This window comes from Collinsella sp. TM04-29 (assembly GCF_003466565.1).
Taxonomy (GTDB): domain Bacteria; phylum Actinomycetota; class Coriobacteriia; order Coriobacteriales; family Coriobacteriaceae; genus Collinsella.
This window is the reverse complement of record NZ_QSPW01000002.1, coordinates 1-20,767: the sequence shown is the minus strand read 5'-3', so window position 1 is coordinate 20,767 and position 20,767 is coordinate 1. Positions and strand designations below refer to the sequence as shown.

General features: G+C 57.4%; 14 protein-coding genes and 2 tRNA genes. 15 read left to right on the top strand and 1 reads right to left on the bottom strand.

Annotated elements, in window-relative coordinates; genetic code table 11:
• Positions 1-184: 184 nt before the first annotated feature.
• Entirely contained in the window at positions 185-3,268 is a 3,084-nt protein-coding gene (locus DXD39_RS05675) for a hypothetical protein (RefSeq protein ID WP_117803435.1), read from the top strand.
• A 22-nt stretch (positions 3,269-3,290) separates the two neighbouring features.
• Complete coding sequence (locus DXD39_RS05670; protein WP_117803434.1) at positions 3,291-3,509, top strand: hypothetical protein; 219 nt, start codon at positions 3,291-3,293, stop codon at positions 3,507-3,509.
• Between the two features lie 65 nt (positions 3,510-3,574).
• Here DXD39_RS05670 and DXD39_RS05665 read toward each other — a convergent pair whose 3' ends face one another.
• Positions 3,575-7,006 (bottom strand): SpaA isopeptide-forming pilin-related protein, encoded by a 3,432-nt coding sequence (locus DXD39_RS05665; protein ID WP_117803433.1) that lies wholly within the window; start codon positions 7,004-7,006, stop codon positions 3,575-3,577.
• Between the two features lie 297 nt (positions 7,007-7,303).
• On the opposite strand from DXD39_RS05665, the gene DXD39_RS05660 reads away from it, so the two are divergent.
• From DXD39_RS05660 to DXD39_RS05600, 13 genes are all read left to right on the top strand, one after another.
• A tRNA-Gly gene (locus tag DXD39_RS05660) sits at positions 7,304-7,378 on the top strand.
• Positions 7,379-7,933: 555 nt separating this feature from the next.
• Positions 7,934-9,280, top strand: a complete 1,347-nt coding sequence (purB, locus tag DXD39_RS05655; RefSeq protein WP_117803432.1) for an adenylosuccinate lyase — start codon at positions 7,934-7,936, stop codon at positions 9,278-9,280.
• 180 nt (positions 9,281-9,460) lie between these two features.
• Positions 9,461-10,258, top strand: coding sequence for an ABC transporter substrate-binding protein (locus tag DXD39_RS05650; RefSeq protein WP_158565451.1), 798 nt, complete (start codon positions 9,461-9,463; stop codon positions 10,256-10,258).
• The gene (locus tag DXD39_RS05645) at positions 10,255-12,054 is read left to right on the top strand and encodes a diguanylate cyclase (RefSeq protein ID WP_117803430.1); all 1,800 of its coding nucleotides are present in this window, start codon (positions 10,255-10,257) and stop codon (positions 12,052-12,054) included. Before DXD39_RS05650 ends, DXD39_RS05645 begins: the two co-directional genes overlap by 4 nt.
• A 113-nt stretch (positions 12,055-12,167) precedes the next feature.
• Positions 12,168-12,431, top strand: a complete 264-nt coding sequence (locus tag DXD39_RS05640) for a TIGR03905 family TSCPD domain-containing protein (RefSeq protein WP_117803429.1) — start codon at positions 12,168-12,170, stop codon at positions 12,429-12,431.
• Positions 12,431-13,642 carry a twin-arginine translocation signal domain-containing protein gene (locus DXD39_RS05635; protein WP_117803428.1) on the top strand — a complete coding sequence of 404 codons (1,212 nt, stop codon included), beginning with the start codon at positions 12,431-12,433 and terminating at the stop codon, positions 13,640-13,642. Before DXD39_RS05640 ends, DXD39_RS05635 begins: the two co-directional genes overlap by 1 nt.
• A gap of 153 nt (positions 13,643-13,795) precedes the next feature.
• Positions 13,796-14,518 carry a response regulator transcription factor gene (locus DXD39_RS05630; RefSeq protein ID WP_117735814.1) on the top strand — a complete coding sequence of 241 codons (723 nt, stop codon included), beginning with the start codon at positions 13,796-13,798 and terminating at the stop codon, positions 14,516-14,518.
• A gap of 12 nt (positions 14,519-14,530) precedes the next feature.
• A complete protein-coding gene (locus DXD39_RS05625; protein WP_117803427.1) occupies positions 14,531-16,096 on the top strand; it encodes a HAMP domain-containing sensor histidine kinase in 1,566 nt (521 codons plus the stop codon).
• Between the two features lie 118 nt (positions 16,097-16,214).
• Positions 16,215-17,093 (top strand): phosphoribosylaminoimidazolesuccinocarboxamide synthase, encoded by an 879-nt coding sequence (locus tag DXD39_RS05620; RefSeq protein ID WP_035136481.1) that lies wholly within the window; start codon positions 16,215-16,217, stop codon positions 17,091-17,093.
• Complete coding sequence (locus DXD39_RS05615; RefSeq protein ID WP_117803426.1) at positions 17,094-17,669, top strand: hypothetical protein; 576 nt, start codon at positions 17,094-17,096, stop codon at positions 17,667-17,669. It abuts the gene before it with no gap.
• A gap of 89 nt (positions 17,670-17,758) precedes the next feature.
• Positions 17,759-19,039 (top strand): aminopeptidase, encoded by a 1,281-nt coding sequence (locus tag DXD39_RS05610; protein ID WP_117803425.1) that lies wholly within the window; start codon positions 17,759-17,761, stop codon positions 19,037-19,039.
• A 28-nt stretch (positions 19,040-19,067) separates the two neighbouring features.
• Positions 19,068-19,143: transfer RNA gene (locus DXD39_RS05605), tRNA-Lys, on the top strand.
• 194 nt (positions 19,144-19,337) lie between these two features.
• Complete coding sequence (locus DXD39_RS05600; RefSeq protein ID WP_117803424.1) at positions 19,338-20,135, top strand: TraX family protein; 798 nt, start codon at positions 19,338-19,340, stop codon at positions 20,133-20,135.
• The last annotated feature ends 632 nt before the right edge of the window (positions 20,136-20,767 follow it).

Here is a 20,767-nt window from a genome sequence, read left to right as displayed (position 1 = left end):
AGAAGGTGGTTTGCTGCCATGATTTTAGTCCGATATGGAGATTAGGCTATATCCTTGTCCGCTCGGGGCGTTAAGATGGCCCGAATTCGGTCGTTTGCGCTCGCTCGGGGTATACTTTCGACTATATACGGTTCTAATGTGCAAGCATTGGGCCTATTTGTCGGATTATGGATGTGGAGCGCACATGGCGAACACCCAGAACTATATTAACCACCTGCTGCAGAACACCGGCATTACGCCGGCATGCAGCGAAGAAGAGCGCTTGGCTGCCGAGGATATCGCTCAGATCTTCCGCAACCACGGCTTTGATCCCGAGGTTCAGGAGTTCAATGCCCCGGCGCCCAGCAGGTTGGCATTTGCCGTTACCGGTATTCTTGCGTTTGCCGGCGCCCTGCTGATGGGCATCGGCGGCGGCATCGGCTTGGTCGGCACCTTGCTGGCCATTGTCGGCGCCGTTCTTTACGTGCTCGAGCGCACGGGCCACCCCGTGGTTTCGCGCCTGGGCAAGACGGGCGTGAGCCAAAATGTCATCGCCTACCACAAGGCCTCGGGCCCGCTCGCGTCTCCGCGCAACCGCCCGGTGGTCGTTGTCGCACACTACGACTCTCCCCGTGCCGAGCTGCTCGCCCGCGAGCCCTATGCTTCGTATCGTGCGCTCATCGCCAAGCTGTTGCCCGTTGCCACGGTTGCCCCTGCTGCCGTTGCCATCTTGCGTATCCTGCCGCTCCCCGGCGCGCTCAAGGTTCTGCTGTGGATTGTCGCGATCCTCGCTTCCCTCGTTGCGCTCGCCAACGCGGCAAACATCATTTCTAACCGTTTTGTGCTTCCCTATACGTCCGGCGCAGTGTGCAACAAGTCTTCTGTCGCCGCTATGCTCGGCGTTATGGACAACGTTGCTCCCTTCCAGGGCGAAAACGAGTTTCCCGACGATGTTCCGTTCGATACCTATTTTGGGGAGCAGAAGCGTCGTGCCGAGGAGATGGCGCGCGCAGCAGCGGAGTATGCCGCGGCCCAACAGCAAAACGACTACGGCAACACCATCGAGTATGAAGAGCCTACCTACGCCGAGGACGAGTTCGGTCAGCCGATTGCTCCCGACGCTCAGACCGAGCCCGAACAGGGCGAGGCTTTCGACGAGCAGATCGAGGGCTTTGAGGGTGCGTCTGCCGACGAGACGCTGATTGGCGCCATCGTGCCCGAGGATCAGAATCAGGCTGTCCAGGCCGAAGAGTTCAATGACGAGGTTCCCACTGCCGAGCCGGCGGAGGAGCCTGTCGCGGCCGAGCCCGAGCCCAAGCTCTATCGCAATGCCGCCGGCAATGTCCGCTTTGGTTCGGATGCCATCCGTGCGCTCGGCATGCTTCCCGAGTCCTGCACGCTTGATTACGAAGAGGGCGAGGAGCCGACGTTTGAGCCGGAGCCTGCTCCCGTTGCACAGGAGCCTGCGCCCGCGGCCAATACGGCTGTTGCTCCCGCCGAGCCGGTCGCTGCCCCTGTTGCTGCCGCGGAGTCTGACGCAAAGCCCGCGCTCGATTCTGCAGCCGGTCTGGATATTCTGGCGCCTGCCGCTCCGGCACAGGTTGAAGACGAGACTGCCGACGAAGACTATGACGAGTATCCGCAGCGCGTGTCCTATGAGAGTGACACCGATTTCTCGGCCGAGCTTCCCTCGACAACGCCCCATGCCGATATCGCTTCCGCGTTCTCCTCGATTGGTGCCAGCGCTTCTAGCTTCTTTAAGGGTGCCTTTGCGAAGGGCAAGAAGTTCGTCGATGACTTTGAGGAAAAGCGCGCCGCTGCCCGCGAGGCCGCCGAGCGGGAGGCCATCGTCCAGCAGCAGGCCGCCGAGGCCGAACGTGAGCGTGCGGCACAGGAGTTCGAGCAGAGCGAGGCCGAACAGCCGGAGCCTGTCGATGTCGCCGACGCCACGACGTCCTTTGATGCGCAGCAGCCGGTCGATAACACCATGTCATTTGATGCCACGATGACATTTGAGAAGCAGGGCACCGCAATTGCCGAGCCCCTTCCCATCTCCGATGATGCCCAGGGCGCCGCCGATGATTCGGTTATCGACGAGGCCGACTCCGTTGAGGCTAGCGCGCCCGAGCAGGTCGAGGCTCCTGCGATGGAGCAGGAGTCCCCTGCGGTTGACGAGGCTCCCAAGACGGATGTGTCCAGGCCTTATTCTACGCAGATCTTTACCATGCCCGCGCCGAGCGACCCCGGCGCCACGGTGGCCAATGTCGCCCCCACGCAGGACGAGACGGTTGACTCCCTCATGGCGCAGATTTCGTCTCAGGTGCCTCCGCGCCAGCAGATGAATATTCCCGATCCGGCCTCCGCGCCTGCACCCTCTTCGTCGCCGCTGGCCTCGGTCCCCGATCCGTCGCTGCCTTCGATGCAACAGGCCAACGTCGCGTCCCGCACGTCGCTGTTCGATTTTCCCGATCCTTCGGCACAGACAAATGATCCCTTTGCGACGGCGCAGGGCCCCGAGCCCACATCGGCACCGGTCGCGACCCCCATGCCCATTTCCTCGGGCGCACAACCGCTCGAGACCATCTCGGCTCCTGTTTCGACGGGCGCCAAGCCGCAGAAGCGTGGCCTGGGTGGCTTGTTCGGTCGCAAAAAGAAGAACGAGCAGGACAGCATGAGCGACTGGCTGGGCGTCGAGGACGATTACGATGCCAAGAAGTCTGGCCGCGGCATTGGCTCGTGGGATAACTTCGAGGATGACGACGACGGTTGGAAGGGTGGCGCCACCTCCTCCGATGGTGCTTCTGCCGAGGATATGCTCTCGGCCGTTGCCTCCATGGGTGACGATGAGCTACTCGGCCACGATATCTGGTTCGTCGCAACGGGCGCGTCAGATTGCGACGGCGCCGGCATGAGGGCCTTTTTGGCCTCGCATCGTGACAAGCTCCGCGGTGTGTTCTTCATCAACCTCGAGTCTATCGGTGCCGGCAGGCTTTCGGTGGTAACGGTCGAGGGCGAGCAGCAGCTCTTTAAGGGCGATCGCCGCATCATGAATCTTGTCAGCAAGGTGTGCAAGTCGTTCCACGTCGATTGCGGTACGTTCGAGATGCCCTATGCAAAAACCGATGCATCCGCAGCGCTCGAGGCGAGCCGTCGCGCCCTTACGATCGCCGGTGTGGACGGCCCGCGCCTTGCCTGCGCTCGCACCGAGGATGACCTGCCGTACAACGTCAATCCGACCAATATCGCTACGGTGTCCGAGGTCGTGACCGAGGTCATTCGTCGTTCGTAGACAGATCCGCTAAGGAGTCAGCGTGTTTTCGTACATCAAGCGCCATTGGCCCATCTATCTGATCTTGACCCTGATCGCAATCGCATTGGGCTTTGGGGCCGCGTATGTCGTTGGCGTTAAGGGCTCGACGCCCGAGACAACAATGAACGAAGAGGTGGAGCAAGAGCAAAGTTTGGGTGCCGACGGTATTTCCGAGTCCGATCAGGCAGCCATCGATGGCGGTTCGTCATCTGCTGAATAGCCGATTCATCGTTTATGCCCAAGGCGGGCGAGCCGGGAGACTGGCTCGCCCGCCTTTTTATCGTGCTAGCGCTTCCTTGTGACTGACCTAAGGCGAGCGAACCATATGGCTGCAGTGCCCGAGGTCAGGAGTGCGGTGATGCATGCGGCGATGGTAGCAGATCCCGTTGCCGGCAGGTTCTGAGGCAGGGCGCATCGTTGGATGACGCGGTCCTCGTCATGCGCCTCGAGTTTATCGCCACCGCCGTTGCGGCAAAGATCGACGCGCGCACTGTTGGCAAGTGCGGTTTGGGGCGTATAGGACGACCTTGCCTGCATATGCACGACTGCGCCTCGGGCATCCGAGTTAAGGGCCGCCTTGGCATCGTCAAGATCGTCGTGTTCGTCTTTAAGGTCATCCCGGGTCCAAGAGCCCGCCTCGCTTCTGGTTGTAAAGTCGGCGGCTGCCGCACCGTATTCAAAACGGATGCCCGTGATGACGGCGTTGTCTGCAAGATCAATCTCTTTCGTATCGAGCGTGACGGACTTGTCCGTCGGGATATCTGCTTTCCATAGGTGCCACCCGTCGTAATCGACGAGACGCACATCGTTGCCCAGCAGCTTTGTAACCTCTTCCGTTTCGAGCCAAGGATTGCTGTGCCCGTCGTCAAGCGTTGCATTGACCTGCTTGCCCGTATCGCTTGTTCCTGCCGGAGACGTTCGATACCACACGTTGCACAGCCCGTTTAGATCGCCGACCGCAATAGGGGTTTCAACGGCAACAAGTTTCGCTGCGCCATCTTTGGCGCACTCGAGGTCGTCGGTGATGGTCAACTCGTCGACCCAGGTGCTCGACTCATTTTTGGCGTCGATGGTATAGCAGAAGGTGCCTTGCGTATTGGCCCGTGCTTTGGCTCGGTTTTTACCGTCGCCGTTTGCAACGAGTTTGCTTACGACTGGCTGTGCGATCTCTTGGCGCTTATCGACGCTTCCCCTGATCTCGATGGGGGTATCCTTCATTGCCATGGTTTGAACTTCTCCCGTGGCCTTCACTTCAAACGTTATCTCTTTGGCGAGGTCGTAGGTACGCGGAGACATCGTTTCGCGCAAGGTGTAGGTGCCGGGTGAAAGGTGCTCAATGCGGTGCGGTTTGCCGAATGAAGTCCAAGAATCGATTTCGTTGCCATTGGAGTCGCAGAGGACAAGCTCGGCGCCTGTCACTTCCTGATCTCCGCACGCGTCGACTTTGGAGACATCGAGCTTGGTGTAGTCGTTGGAAATGTCAAGGTGCACTTCAATCACGGGTGTTTGCTGATCAGCGTACGACAACTTCACGGTATGTGGGGTCGGGTCGAGCAGATAACCTTTGGGCGCTTGTGTCTCGACGACCTCGTAGGTGGCGGTACCGCATCCCAGCGAAAGGTGGTTGACTCGTGCATGCCCCTGTTCGTCGGTTGTAACGGTGGCGACGGTTTCGCCATCCAGGGCGACGATGCTGTCGTCGGCTCGTACGATGTCGCCGCCAGCGCGGATGTCAAACGTGGCTCCAGCGAGGGCGTGCCCATCTACGGCACCCGTCTTAATGATTTCGATGCTTCCGGTTGCGGCGTCATCATAGAACGAGGCGACGGCGACCGGTGTCAGATTCCTGTCGGCGGGAATCGTTATCTCTAGGTCTTCTCCGCGCAGATACGGTTCCTTGGCCGATGCCTCGTGCACGTAGTATGTTCCGGGATTAAGTGATTCGGGCAGCGTGACGGCGCCGGCCGTATCGGTTGTGAAGGTATTCATTACATTGTGGGCCGGATACCAACATGTTTGCGAGACGGGCTCGTGGTGGCTATCGAGCAGCTGGAACGTAAAGCCGGCAAGTGGTACGGTGCCGCCGGTCTGAGCATCGCGCTTTACGATTTGAAGGTGTGTCGATAGGGCGTGGTTGTCAATGATGTACTGAAGCTCGGCGCCGTCTGCGGTCTGCTCTGCTGTGATGGCCCATTCCCCTGCTTGCTTAAATCCTTCAGGGACCGTTCCTGCGACCTCGCGAATGGTGTAGCCCGCGCGGTCGTAGGGAATGGCACCGTGAGCGCCGGCGGGTCGCTTGCCTGCTCCAAACCACGCTTCGGGCTGGTCTTTGGTGGAGGCAAAGCCGTAAACGTTTGTGGTCAACGTGCCGACGACTTGTTGGGAGCTATTGCTGACAACCTCAAAAACGACGCCTCCCGCCGGCTGCTCAAGGCCGGACTCATCGTTATCGCCATGGTCCTTAAACTTCGAGATTTCAAGGTCAAAAGCGATGGGGGTGTTGGGAATACGGCTTTCGAGCTCAACGATGCCCGTATCTCCGAGCTGTTCGGCACCGACGGTGTAGCTCCAACAGTCGTTTGAAATCAGGTAGCCCTCGGGTGCTTTCGATTCATAGATGGTAAAGGTGCCCAGAGGAACGTCATTGAGGATCGCCCGTCCGTTTTCGTCGGTCGTAAGGGTGCGAGTCCAGCCGGGAGTGGATTGCGAGACGCAGGTGAATTCAGCGCTCGCAAGCGACGCCCCAACCTGGGCGCCGGCATTCGTGGCGGCATCGATTTTTGCAATACGCAAGGTGATGGTGCCGGGCTGCTCGTTGATAGTGACATGTTCGCCGCTGTTTTGTGTGGTGAAGGCTATTCGGTCGCCTCGAGGGATATAGCCTGCCGGGGCTTTGGTTTCGACCAGGTAATATACCGTATTGGGCAAAAGTGTTGCTTGTGCACGCCCGTTTTCGTCCATCTGGATAGTGCCGACCCGCGCATCGCCCGCACTTTCAAAGATATCGAAGGTTGCACCACCGAGTCTGTAGGTGTCGTTACCGGCGGTGATGTCAGCCTGGGACGATTGTTTTTGGAAAGATACGGAGACGGCGGGCAGAACATAGAGCATGTCCTGGTGTCGACCCTCGCCCGAGACCGGGCCGTGATAACGCCTGGCTCGATGTGGGGCCGCCTTAATGGATCCGGACTTAGCGCTGTCGTAGAGCCAACGTGCAGCCGCTACGGCTTCGGCGTTTTCGTAAAACCTACCGCTCCTGGCAACTCCCTTGCTATTTGTATACGAATAGGTGCCGTCGGGGTGCGTGGTTCCGTTGAGCATCCACACGGCAATCTGGGTGGCGGCACGGGCGAGATCGGGCGACAGATTGTGGCCGCCAAAGGATGTACTGGAGGGGTATCCGTGACAGACGATGGCGGCGAATTCGTCATCGAGCCATGTCCAGCCCTGGTCATATGTGCGCCATGGTCCTCCCGGCTTGCTGGGACCGGGGCAGTCTTGATTCATGCAGTACGAAATCGAAGTGTCCTGTGCCTCGTATTTACCGACACCGAAGGGGCCGCAACCGTCGCTTATGGTGCGGAAATTAAGGGCGTCACTCCCGTCGACGGCGAGTGCGGCCTCTGGGGCCAAGCAGCCGATCAGAAAAAAGAGGAGCAGGAGCAGCGGACCTGTTGCGATTGCGCTGTGGACAGAGTGCGTGGGTGCGTTGGACATGGCTGCTCCTTATCCCTCGTGCGCCGCACGGGGAGGCCGCGGCGCTTGGGGTGAGGCTACCGCCATGGTTCATGCGGGTAAGTACCAGAAGCTGACCAAAAGCTTGCCCGATTTCTGACAAACCGGGCTCAAATACAACAATCAGATAAAGGCGCAGGTAAAAGATAGTAAGGAAAGAAAGACAAAGGTCCTCATCTCCACAATTGGCGTAGTTTTCAAACGATTCTCCACAGCTAAAACAAGCATCGACACCCTTGTATCGAACAAGACAACCGCGTTATACTAGCCAACACACAAGCGGGCATCGCCAAGTGGTAAGGCATCAGCTTCCCAAGCTGACACTCGCGGGTTCGAGTCCCGTTGCCCGCTCCAGTAAAAAGCACAAGCACGGCGCCATCACGGTGCCGTGCTTTTTTCAATAAAGTGCCGGGACTCGAACCCGCCAGGGTGCGAGCGTTAAATAAACGCGAAGCGTTTATAGCGAGCAGGCAAGGTCGCCGATAGGCGACCGCAGCCGGTGCGGATTTGCGAAGCAAATACGCGGATGTCCCGTTGCCCGCTCCATCGACCAGGGCGGATTTTGGGAAAAGCGGATTCAACCGACGTTAACGCCGCTTCCCCGGACCGGGACATGCCGCCTGAAGCCGGTGCGGATTTGCGAAGCAAATACGCGGATGTCCCGTTGCCCGCTCCACCGAGCACGGGAGACCTCGGGAGCGTCGGATTCAACCCATTTTGCCCGCGCATGGGCGTAGGTCCGGGTGTGTCGCCGCAGCCGGTGCGGATTTGCGAAGCAAATACGCGGACGTCCTCATGGCCGCTCTTGCGGCAAAATGTTAGGTTAATGCCTGCAGCCCATACTCGCACCCGCGCACGGTACAATGGTTGGGTTACGACCAACGTGCCAATAACCAAAAAGGAGCCGCTATGATCGATCGCTATACCCGCCCGGAGATGGGACACATCTTCTCCCTCGAGAACAAGTACGCCATTTGGCAGGAGATTGAGGTCCTGGCCTGCGAGGCCCAGGCGGAGCTCGGCAAGATCGGCATTTCTAAAGAAGAAGCCCAGTGGATCCGCGACCATGCCAACTTTGAGAAGGCAAAGGTCGACGAGATCGAGGAAGTCACGCGCCACGATGTCATCGCCTTCCTGACCAACATGAAGGAATATATCGACGCCGATGTTCCCGAGGGCGAGCCCAAGCCTAGCCGCTGGGTTCACTACGGTATGACCAGCTCCGACCTGGGTGATACGGCTCTGTGCTATCAGCTTACTCAAGCGTGTGACCTGATTATCGAGGACGTCAAGAAGCTCGGCGTGATCTGCAAGCGCCGCGCCTTCGAGGAGCGCAATACGCTCTGCGCCGGCCGCACCCACGGCATTCATGCCGAGCCGATGACCTTCGGTATGAAGTTTGGCTCTTGGGCGTGGGAGCTCAAGCGCGATCTCGATCGTCTTGAGGACGCTCGCAAGAATGTTGCCTTCGGTGCCATCTCCGGTGCCGTCGGCACCTACAGCTCCATCGAGCCGTTCGTCGAGGAGTACGTCTGCGAGCACCTGGGCCTGGTCCACGATCCGCTGTCCACGCAGGTCATCAGCCGCGATCACCATGCCTACCTTGCCGGCGTGCTTGCCACTACGGCGGCCACCTGCGAGCGCATCGCGACCGAGGTCCGCAACCTGCAGAAGACCGATACGCTCGAGGCCGAGGAGCCCTTCCGCAAGGGCCAAAAGGGCAGCTCCGCCATGCCGCACAAGCGCAACCCCATCACCATGGAGAAGGTCTGCGGCCTGTCGCGCGTCGTGAAGTCCAACGCCCAGGTCGCCTTTGACAACGTCGCCCTGTGGCACGAGCGCGACATTTCGCACTCCTCTGCCGAGCGCGTCGCCCAGGCAGATAGCTTCATCGCGCTTGACCATATGTTCCAGTGCCTCATTCGTGTTATCGACGGCCTGCAGCTGTATCCGGCTCGCATGATGGCCAACCTCAACAAGACTCGCGGCCTCATCTTCTCCTCCAAGGTCCTGCTTGCCCTCGTCGATACGGGCATCACCCGCGAGGACGCTTACGCTATCGTGCAGGAAAATGCCATGGCCACCTGGCACGAGGTGCAGGATTGTGTCTCTGGCCCCACCTTTAAGGAGCGCCTCGAGGCCGATCCGCGCTGCACCGTCAGCCAGGAGAAGCTCGACGAGATCTTCGATCCGTGGGACTTCCTCACCCGTATCGACACGGTCTTCGATCGCCTGGAGCAGCTGAGCTTCGAGTAGGGTTGACCTAATTCGACCGCTTACGGATACATTTCAACCATTGGCGCCTTGCCCGTCTTGGGCAAGGCGCTTTTTTCGCTGTTGCACTGGCCCCCTGGTAATAAAATGAACCTTATCTGCTGTTTCGATGAAAAGAGCCGTGTGCCCAGACGTGTCAAACGAGGCGCCATCGTCTCGTCCGTGCTCATACTCCTTGTTGCCGTTTGTGCGGTCGCCCTGACGTATACCGTTCGGAGCAGCTCTACCTCATCGAGCGAAGCCGATAAAGATCTCCCGGTACTTAAAATCGGCGTTACGGATAACGATCCCTATGTGTATATCGATACCACGGGCGATTACGCCGGTATCGATATCGATATCGCCCGCGAGGCTTGCAAGCGTGCGGGAATCAAGCCGCAATTCATTGACATATCTTGGAATGATCGTGACCGCCTGCTCAAAAACGGCGAGATCGATTGCCTGTGGTGCGACTATTCACCCTGTTATCGCGAAGACGAGTATTGCTGGACTGAGCCGTATCTAACCTTGACGGTTTCGGTTGCCACCAAGAAAACGAGTGGTATCAAGTCCTTGGCGTATCTCGATGGCAGCAAGACTGTTGCGGTGATTGCCGGTTCGGTGAGTGAACGCCGATTGCTTGCAGGCGATCTGGAAATCTCGTCGGACGTGCATATCAAATCATATGGCTCTGCCGAGCTCTGCAAAGCCGCCCTCGTCAAGGGGCATGTTGACTGTTGGATGGCGGACGTCCAATCGCTCGACCGGCTCGTCGCGCAGTATCCCGGTGTTTATCGCGTGTTTGCCGACAACGTTATGACGGTTGACCTTGGCGTCGCGTTTAAGGACGGCTATGAGGGGGAGTACGTCAAAAACCTCAATACCGTGCTGTTCGAGATGGATCGAGATGGCACGATTGAGCGCATTGTGGGCAAGTACAAGGCAGGGGCGACGACGGACGGGCAAGGAGCGGAATCATGACAAATGATGAGCGCCGCTTGCGCCGAAAGGCATTAGTCACCGCGGCTATCTGCGTTGTGGCCAGCGTTGTCTTGTTGGGTCTGCTATACGTGGTCGGCACGCACCGCTGCCTCGATAAAACGCTTGGATTTGGTCAGGAAACCATGGTGTTTTTAAAAAACGCCTGCGAAAAATATGACCGATATGAACAGGGAAGAAAAACCGAGGCGACGCACAATTTGGATGCCGCGCTCGAGTCGTTTTCGACGTTCTTGCCGCCTGATCGCGTTGAAGTCAACGATGATCGTGTCGAGGAGTACGTCCATTCCGAGCACCTTTCGGGAATGTTGGTCATGGACGCCGACGGCCATATGACCGCTCATTACGATATCGACGGTCGCGATCCGCTGATGCTGTGGCGAGAGGAGCTTGCCTGTTCGTCGGTCGCATCGATGTATCGAGGTTCCAAGGTGTCCTACTCGACGGTCGTTGAGCGTCGAGATGTCGACTTTGCCGTGAGTGTTGTTCCGTACGGTGATGGCGTAGCGCTGGGGTATCGATCGCTTGCGCCCGAGCCCGCCGATGATTATTCGTATACGATCGCCGACGTGCTCGTGAACAACACATTCCATCAGAGCCCAACGGTGTTCGTGATGCGCGATGCGCAAATCGTTTCTTCAAACGATTCGACCGTCGATATAGCTCTCGCCCGGCTTCTTGCCGATAGCGGAATTGATTGGAAAGACGAAGGTCTAACACGTGTCGAATATCGGGGAAGTACCTGGTATGCCGTGCGTGCGGCGTATGAGGACTATCGCCTGTTTGCGCTCTATCCCAAATCTGAGGTCATGTCGGGCAGGATTTCATTTATCGCTGTCGGCGTGCTGGCGTTCCTGGTGTTTTTGGTTGTAGTGCTGTTGGTGCGTATCGTCGCCGATCGTCGCAATTTGGCCGAAAAGGACAAGCAGCTCGGCATCATCAATGCCATCAGTACCACGTATGAGTCGACCCTCCTGTTGCATCTCGACACGCTTGAGATCGAGGGGATTAACATGTCGCCATCGGTGGCGAAGATATTTGCCGAGCACGCCGAGGCATATGACTTTTTTGCAACGGTTTGCCGAGACATTGTGAGTCCCGAAAGTCGCGAGGCGGTCATGGAGCTCTTAGATATAAAGACGCTTCGGGATCGTATGGAGGGCGTGCCGTACTTGGATGCCGAGGTACGAGACTGCCGAGGTACGTGGTATTCGCTGCAGGTTGTTCCACAGCGCCGCGATGAGCAGGGTCGACTGGAGTCGGTCGTCGTGGCGACGCATAACATCTCGATGACAAAGCGCGCCGAGGAGCTTTCTTTCCAGGATAAGCTGACGAGACTTCGCAATAGAAATTACCTTGAGTCCCTTGGCGACGACCTGGTGAACGAGTCCCTGCCCGTGAGTGTGATCATGATGGACTGCAATTTCCTCAAGCGTACCAACGATCTCTACGGTCACGAAATGGGCGATGAGCTGCTACGGCGTACGGCGTCTGTATTGAGGCAAACGGCAGGAGAGAAGTTTGTGCCTATGCGCATTGGTGGCGACGAGTTCTTGCTGATTTGCCCTCACACCGATCGCGAATCCGCATGTGAAATAGTGCAAGATCTTCGCCTCAGCCTTGCTGCTGCGAGCGATGAGGTGCTGACAGTCAGTGCGTCGTTTGGCGTCGCGACGGCAGAGGCACCCGGTTATACGCTGACCGAGATTTACCACATCGCTGACCACAACATGTATCAAGAGAAACGAAAAGTCCACGCTCGGGAAGCAGATTGCTAATATTGCTGCCGCTGGTTTGCGCATTGGGGAATGTTGAATCGGTGCCCGCGATACTTTATCGGTTCGGACGGGGATAATAGACGTCTGAAATTGCTTTACGAGAGGGGAATGCAATGATTAGTTTTGATTACAAGCCTCAGGGCGTATGCACTCGCAATATCCACCTTGATCTTTCTGATGACGGCAACAAGGTGGTGGGCGTCGAGTTTACCGGTGGCTGCAACGGCAATCTCAAGGCTATCTCTAAGCTGGTCGAGGGCGCTCCTGCCGATCGCGTCATCGAGGTTCTCGCTGGTAACACCTGCGGTATGAAGAATACTTCTTGCGCCGATCAGCTCACGCGCGCTATCGAGGCCGCTCGCGCCGAGATCGCCTAATGAGTATCGCCGACCAGATCAAGAACGGAATATCGCGCCGCGGCTTTGTGCTCGGAGGGGCTGCCGCGGGCGCTGCCACGGTGCTTGCCGGATGCTCAAAGAAAACGGGTACCAGCGACGACGCCGCTGGCGAGCCACAGGTTATCAAGGACGATTCGAAGATTGTCTCGATCACTGATGAGTACGAAGCTGTCGATATCGATCTTGAGCCCGCGGCCTCGTGGACGCTGCCGCTGGGCACGCTGCTGTACTACTGCGATGGCGACTATGCTGCCGCGATGATGGCGCCTGCTTCTGCCCTGCATGCCAATACGCTTGGTGTGCTCAACCTGGGCGATGGCTCGCTTACCACACTTATCGAGGATCCCGTTGAGGGAACCGGTTATGCGTTTTACGACGTTCGCGCGGGTGATGGCGTGTTCGCGTGGGTCGAGATGAACTTTGCCAATGCGTCTTGGAAACTCTATGCGCAAAACCTTGCAGGCTCCTCCCTTACCGGCAACGCTGTCGAGCTCGACCGCGGTGGCGAAAACTACGATCCGCCGCTCTTCACAGCGTATGGGTCGTCGGTCATCTGGTATAAGATGCCCTCGTCCGGCGGCAGCAAGACGAGTAACGATTCGTACTGCTACCGTCAGTCGCCCAGCGAGTCCAAGCCTGAGACTATTTGGAAGTCAACGGGGCGCTTCGCATCCGCCCCGCGTGTGAGCGACGGCATCCTGACCATCTCGCCCCGCGTGCACAATGATGAGGGCGTCTATTACGGTATGACGGCGATCGACCTGACTGACGGCAACAACACGAAGCGAGCTCAGCTGGTGCTTCCTTCGTCGGTTTCGCCTTTCGAGGCCGTGTATATGGGCGACACCTTCGTGTTCTCCATTGAGGCGACGTATAGCGGTGTGGGTAGCCTGGGCAATATGGGCACCTATATCGGTAACGAGGGTGGGCCGTACCTCTTCCTTTCGCGTGAGCCGCTCGCGTGCGCTGCGGGAAGGAAAAATAAATACCTGGTTAAAGTTCAGGCGTCGCATTTTTTGATTGACACTTCGGCCAAGACCTACGGCTCGCTTCTGTCGCCCGACCGAGCCTTGGAGTATGGCGATTATCCTGCTACGGCGGGTAAATCGAACTCGTTCTTAACGTACGCAACGGTGCGTAACAGCCAGGGAATTCCCGAGACGGTTACCGCTCGCCTGTTCTCTCTTTAGTCTCCGAGGGGTTAAAAAGGCGTCGACAGGGGAATAAACGCGTTGTGACTATGAGTACCGCCCGCCGAGCTGTCGCGTCCATGCGATACCCGGTGGGCTCAGGTGCGTTAAAATGAGCTTGTTCTTAGCTAATTGAGACAGGGGGGCCGTGTTATGGCTTCAGATGCAAAAAAGATTCTGCTGGTCGAGGACGAGAAGGCAATCCGTGACGCCGTCGCTGCCTATCTCGAGCGCGAGGGCTACTGGGTTGTTGGCGTCGGCGACGGCCAGTCTGCAATCGAGGAGTTCGAGAAGCACCAGTTCGACCTGGTTGTGCTCGACCTCATGCTCCCCAAGATTCCCGGCGAGCGCGTTTGCCGCACCATTCGCGACACCTCGGATGTCCCCATCATTATGCTGACGGCCAAGGGCGAGATCGAGGACCGTATTATCGGCCTCGAGCTCGGAGCCGACGACTACCTGATCAAGCCGTTCTCGCCGCGCGAGCTTGTCGCGCGCGTACGCGCCTTGTTCCGCCGTGCCCACCAGGCCGATGAGCCGGCCGTCGAGGTGCTCGACTTTGGCGATCTGGTCATTGACATCTCGGGCCACAAGATTTTGGTCGAGGGCAAGGAAGTCGACCTGACGGCTTCCGAGTTCAAGCTGCTCACCACGCTTGCCCGTCACCCCGGCCGCGTCTACAACCGCATGGAGTTGGTCGAGAAAGTGCTCGGCTACGACTTTGAGGGTTACGAGCGCACCATCGACAGCCATGTGAAGAACCTTCGCGCCAAGCTGGGCGACGACCCCAAGAAGCCCAAGTGGCTCTACACCGTCCACGGTGTCGGCTACCGCTTCGAGGCTCCGACCAAGACCGATAAGTCGGACGAGAAATAAAGGAAATCACATATGACACCTGCGCGCTTTGAAATCGGGCAAAAGCATAAGCAGGAGAACGAGGCGGGTTCCAAGGCTAGTTGGAACACGCCTCGTTCCGATTCACGGCCAACGATGAGCTATCCCTCGCGCATGGCCCTGGCTTTTGCCCTGACATCGCTCATGACGGTACTGGTGCTGGTGGGCGTTGTCTCCGTTGTATGGGGCACGGTTTTTACGGATTACACGCGCTCCAATATTGTCGAAATCGCCAATTCCGCAGCCGAAAAGTTGGCAACGTCATATAAGGAAAACGGTTCTTGGACCGCGGGGGAGTTGCGTGCGGTCGCGACATCGAGCTTGGTGTCCGACGATCTTGGCATGCAGGTTGTCAATAAAAAGGGCGTCATCGTCTACGACGACTCGTGGCCCTCGGCAAGCGCTACTGCCGATGTGCGCGAAAATCAGGCGACGACCGACGGTACGAGCGGAAAGAAGGCATCGCACAGCCCAGTCTCGTCTGCTCCCACCGATTCCAATAGTGTTGCCAACGTTGAGATCGTGACGTCCTCCGGCGAGCACGTGGGTCAGGTCAAATTGTGGGCGATTGGCTCCGATGCCCTGCTCACCAAGGCAGACTCAGCATTCAGAGAGAAGACCTTTAACGCCATGGCCCTTGCCGCGGTTGTGGCCGTCTGCATCTCGGTCGTTATCGGAGCGCTCATGTCGCGCATGCTCACCAAGCCGATTCATCGTATTACCAGCACCGCCAAGCAGATTCGCGATGGAGACCTGTCCGCTCGTACGGGCTTGCGCGGCGATGATGAGATCGATCAGCTGGGAGAGACCTTCGACGAGATGGCCACCTCACTCGAAAAGGATATGAAGCACGAGAAGCGCCTGACCTCTGATGTTGCTCACGAGCTGCGCACGCCGCTCATGGCCATGCTTGCAACGGTCGAGGCCATGCAAGACGGTGTGTATCCCACCGACGACGAACACCTGGAGACAGTCGCATCCGAGACGCGTCGTCTGGCCCGTCTGGTGCAGCAGATGCTCGACCTGTCGCGCATGGAAAACAGTACCGCGCCGCTCAACCTGGAGCCGGTGGATATGGTGCCGTTTGTGCGTTCGATTGTGAATGGCCAGGAGCGCCTGTTTGCCGACCGTGACCTGCGTTTGCGCTTTGCGGATGAGACGCAGGGCCACGATGACGTTGTCGAGGCAGATCCCGACATGATCACGCAATGCGTTATTAACCTCATGAGCAACGCCATGCGTTACACCCCCGAGGGGGGTTGGGTCGTGGTGTCGGTGCTCAGCGACCGCAAGCACGTCGATATCGCGGTTTCGGATACGGGCATCGGTATCGCCAAGGACGATCTGTCGCGCATCTTCGGTCGTTTTTGGCGCGCCGATGCCAGCCGCGCCCGCGAAGCTGGCGGCCTGGGCGTTGGCCTCGCCGTGACCAAGCAGATCGTCGAGCGTCACCATGGCTACATATCCGTGGAGTCGGAGCTTGGAAAGGGTACGACTTTTACAATTCATCTGCCCCGCGAGCACACGGCAGACGCGGCATCTACTACAATGGAGCACTAGCTTTTCGCTATTCGGTGAAGGAGGGGCCGCGTCCCTGCCGCTCCGAGTTTGCGAAAACATGCGGGAAAGAGCCCGCATTTCTGTCGTATTTAGGTAAGGAGTGACTCACGTGACAACGATGGAGCGTCGTCCGGATTCCCGTGGCAAGGTTCGTGATATTTACGATGCCGGTGAAAACCTGCTGATGGTCGCCACCGACCGCATTTCTGCGTTCGACTTCATTCTTCCCGACGAGATTCCGTTTAAGGGAGAGGTGCTCAATCGCATCTCGGCATTCTGGTTCGATAAGTTTGCCGACATCGTCCCCAACCATCTCGTTTCCATCGACCCGGCGGATTTCCCCGAGGAGTTTGCTGAGTACCGTGACTATCTCGCAGGCCGCGCCATGCTGGTCAAGAAGGCCCAGACGATTCCTATCGAGTGCATCGTCCGCGGCTATCTGACCGGTTCGGGCAAGAAGACCTATGACGAGAACGGTACCGTCTGCGGCATTCAGCTGCCCGAGGGTCTGACCGAGGCCTCCAAGCTTCCCGAGCCGCTGTTCACGCCGTCCACGAAGGCCGAGATCGGCGACCACGACGAGAACATTTCGTTCGAGCGTTGCTGCGAGATCGTGGGCGAGGACATCGCCACGCAGATTCGCGACCTATCTCTCAAGATCTACAAGGCCGCTGCCGAGTATGCCGCGACTCGAGGCATCATCATCGCCGACACCAAGTTCGAGTTTGGTGTCATCGATGGTAAGGTTACGCTGATCGACGAGTGCCTCACGCCCGACTCCAGCCGTTTCTGGCCTGCCGCCAGCTACGAGGAGGGCAAGATTCAGCCCAGCTACGACAAACAATTCGTCCGCAATTGGCTCAAGGCCAACTGGGATATGACGGGGGAGACCCCGCACCTGCCCGCCGAGGTCATCGATGGCACGTCCGAGCGCTATCGCGAGGCCTTCCAAATCATCACGGGCTCCCAGTTCACAAGCATGAAGGAGAACGCATAAGTGAGTACCCGCAGCGCCACGAACAAGCGCACGCAATCCCGCGAGGTTACCGGGGTTGCGCGCAAGTCCGCCGCATCCGCTAAGCCCGCCCGTCAGGCAGCGAGCTCTGTTCACGTCGTGCCGGCATCATCCAAGGCACGCCGTAAAGAGCTCGAGAAGGGCGAAAACCTGGAAGGCCTTTCCAAGGAGGAAAAGCGCGCCCGCAAGGCCAAGCAGCGCGCCAAGGAGGATCGTATCTACACGGTGTCGAATATCCTTCTCAAGCAGGATGAGGACTACACCAAGCGCCGCCGTATTTGGTGGGCCGTGCTCGCTATCGGCATGGTGTTCATCGTGGCAATTTGGGTTTCGTTCTACTTCGTTCCCGGCGGCACGGTGTCCAGTCCCGTCCAGATGGTCGGCATCGTTTTGTCCTATGTCATCATTCTGGGTGACTTTATCTACGACTTCGTTCGTATTCGTCCCCTGCGCAACATGTACCGCACGCAGGCCGAGGGCATGTCCGAGAACAAGCTCAACGCTCTTATTGAGCGCGCGGCTGCCGAGGAGGACACGAAGGCCTCCAAGAAGAAGTAGCGCTTGTATCCATACTTATCGCTAAGATATAAGGCGCGTCGTTTTTGCGGCGCGCCTTTTTACTGTTCTATAGATAGATGGAGTGGCACATGATTCGAGCTGCCCTGACGGTCGAAGAAGCTCTGGAGGGTATGAAGGCCCTGGAGCCCAAGATTAAAAACTACGCGCGCCTGATTGTTCGCAAGGGCGTAAACGTCAAGCCCGGCCAGGAGGTTGTCGTTCAGTCTCCGGTTGAGTGCGCGCCGTTTGCGCGCGTGGTGGTCGCGGAGGCTTATGCCGCCGGTGCCGGTCACGTGACGGTTATTTGGGCTGACGATGCCGCGACAAGGCTTACGTACGAGCATGTCGATAAAAGCTATTTTGAGCAGACGCCCGAGTGGAAGCGCATGCAGCTGGATTCGTTGGCCCAGGACGGCGCCTGCTTTATCTTTATCGAGGGTGCGGACCCAGCGGCTCTGAAGGGCATTGACCCCGCCAAGCCCGCCGCGGCTTCCAAGGCAAGGAATACGCAGTGCAAGGTCTTCCGCCGTGGGCTGGACTACAACATCAACCCGTGGTGCATCGCCGGCGCGCCGGTCGTTGCCTGGGCTCGCGAGGTGTTCTCGGGCGATGCGGATGAGGTTGCGATCTATAAACTATGGAATGCGATTCTGCACACCGCTCGTGCCGATGGCCAGGACCCGGAGAGCGACTGGGAACTCCATGACGCCGCATTCGAAAAGAATCTGCGTTTCCTGAACGACAATCGTTTCGACTATCTGCATTACACCTCGGCAAATGGAACCGATCTGACGATTGGCATGACGAAAGGTCACGAGTGGGCCGGCGGCAAGGGCGAGACGCCCGATGGGCACCCATTCTTCCCCAACATTCCCACCGAGGAAGTCTTCACCTCGCCTGATCGTATGCGTGCCGACGGTATCGTGTATTCGGCTACGCCGCTCATTCATCACGGTAACAAGGTTGACGATTTTTGGATTAAGTTCGAGGCGGGCCGCGTAGTGGACTACGATGCCCGCGTGGGCAAGGCGACGCTTGCGAGCATTATTGACACCGATGAAGGTGCCGCTCGTCTGGGCGAGGTCGCGCTCATCTCCAAGAACACGCCGATTCGCGAAAGTGGCGTTCTGTTCTACGATACGCTCTATGACGAGAACGCTAGTTGTCATCTCGCGCTAGGTGTTGGTTTCCCCGAATGTATCGAGGATGGGTACGACATGTCCAAGGAGGAGCTCCTGAAGCATGGCGTTAACGTCTCGAGCACGCACGTCGATTTTATGATCGGCACGGACGACATCGATATTACGGGCATTACGCCTGATGGACGTGAAGTTGTGATTTTCCAGAACGGCCAATGGAGTTGGGAATAGTCCCAGACCGTGGTACAATGCCACCCGCGGGCCGTTAGCTCAGCTGGCAGAGCAGGGGACTTTTAATCCCAAGGTCCAGGGTTCGAACCCCTGACGGCCCACCATAGAATAGAAAAGCGACTGGCGAACGCCGGCCGCTTTTTTGTTGCCGCGCCACGGGTTCGAACCCGTCGGGGCGCGGAGCTGAGTAAACGCGTGAGCGTTTGCCAGCGCAGCGCGCAAGGCGCGAAAGCGCCGCAGCGGCCGCCTGCGGAGCAGGCTGAACCCCTGACGGCCCACCCAAAGTAAGGAATACGAAATGAAAACAAATAGATACGGAATTAGCGGCAGCACATTAAAGATAATAGCAGCCATTTCGATGGTTCTCGATCATGTAAGCAGGATCGTCCTGACCAATGGAATCATGACTCACGCATCGTACAGTCAGATATCAGACGAACAGTGGGCGATTCTAAGCGAGGCTTCGGATGTGCTTCATGTTCTTGGCAGAATTGCATTTCCCTTATTTTGCTTTTTGATAGTTGAGGGATTTTTGCATACTCATGACATAAAGAAGTACCTGCGAAATATGCTTGTCTTCGCAATCATTGCGGAGCCCATATACGATTTCGTTCAAACCGGGCAACTATTCGACCTTCGGCAACAAAATGTTATGTGTGAGCTCCTGCTTTCCTTGGTCTTTTTGATTATTCTGGAAAAGATACGAAGCCTTTCAAAATGGAAGAGATGCATCGCAGAAATTGCTCTGATTGTTTTGACAGCACTGGCAGCTGAATACACTAAACTAGATGGCGGTGTGTATGGCATTCTGCTTGTGGCTGCATTCTATTTATTCCACGACAGCAAGGGCAAGATGTTCTTTGCTGCAGTATGCGCAGTGCTCCTTTCGTCATGCCATATAGTTGGCGGCGGATTTGAGCTTGCTGCAGCTAATGTACTTAATCCTGATGTTGCTGCCGCGGTTGTTTCGTTGCTGCTTATCAATTTTTATAATGGCAAGCGAGGGCTGAGGCTGAAATACTTCTTCTACATTTTCTATCCGGCACATCTTGCTCTGCTTTATGGTGTCTCACTTATTGTTTTGAACTGTCTTTAAAAACTCTCAAACAAGTCTCTGAAAGCAGAAACAAATTGACCCTAAGACTGCTTGTGAATTTCAGGAAGACCTGAGAGATGCGAGGATAGACAACGAGGGCTGCAGAAAGATGCTTCTCAGTTTTCTGGCGGATTGCATGTATCTGTATGAGGATCACTTCCACACACTCATGGATAACAGTGATAAACACGGCAGATCCTCAAAACATGAGGCTGCGGAGGTCAAACGATGCTTCGAAAGCATGAATGGCAGCGAGAAAATGAGTTCGGAAGCACCCTCTGGATGCTCCAGCATAGAATAGAAAGCGATCGGCTCCGGCTGGTCGCTTTTTAGTTGACGGTGCACGGGTTCGAACCCGAACTTCTCTATATATAAGATATATAAGAACGCTTGGCGAACAAAACCCGCCTTTTACCGACGGGAAACAAATAGCTCATGCTTTTGGAGTAAAGTGGCGCTCCAGAGATGACCGATGCCTTAACACCTATAAACCAGCTGGTCATCGCCAATATCAGAAGCTGCTGCTTCGAATGCGGCCTCAGTGAAGCAACTGAGGGTTCTATTCATTTGTGAACAAAATATGGAGTGCGCGATTCCCGCCCACGGCGCCCCTCCGGTCTGGCAATATATCT

Coding starts and splice junctions, on each gene's coding strand:
- DXD39_RS05625 (WP_117803427.1), top strand. CDS start 14,531: ATGACACCTGCGCGCTTTGAAATCGGGCAAAAGCATAAGCAGGAGAAC.
- DXD39_RS05630 (WP_117735814.1), top strand. CDS start 13,796: ATGGCTTCAGATGCAAAAAAGATTCTGCTGGTCGAGGACGAGAAGGCA.
- purB (WP_117803432.1), top strand. CDS start 7,934: ATGATCGATCGCTATACCCGCCCGGAGATGGGACACATCTTCTCCCTC.
- DXD39_RS05675 (WP_117803435.1), top strand. CDS start 185: ATGGCGAACACCCAGAACTATATTAACCACCTGCTGCAGAACACCGGC.
- DXD39_RS05600 (WP_117803424.1), top strand. CDS start 19,338: ATGAAAACAAATAGATACGGAATTAGCGGCAGCACATTAAAGATAATA.
- DXD39_RS05620 (WP_035136481.1), top strand. CDS start 16,215: ATGGAGCGTCGTCCGGATTCCCGTGGCAAGGTTCGTGATATTTACGAT.
- DXD39_RS05610 (WP_117803425.1), top strand. CDS start 17,759: ATGATTCGAGCTGCCCTGACGGTCGAAGAAGCTCTGGAGGGTATGAAG.
- DXD39_RS05635 (WP_117803428.1), top strand. CDS start 12,431: ATGAGTATCGCCGACCAGATCAAGAACGGAATATCGCGCCGCGGCTTT.
- DXD39_RS05665 (WP_117803433.1), bottom strand. CDS start 7,006: ATGTCCAACGCACCCACGCACTCTGTCCACAGCGCAATCGCAACAGGT.
- DXD39_RS05640 (WP_117803429.1), top strand. CDS start 12,168: ATGATTAGTTTTGATTACAAGCCTCAGGGCGTATGCACTCGCAATATC.
- DXD39_RS05645 (WP_117803430.1), top strand. CDS start 10,255: ATGACAAATGATGAGCGCCGCTTGCGCCGAAAGGCATTAGTCACCGCG.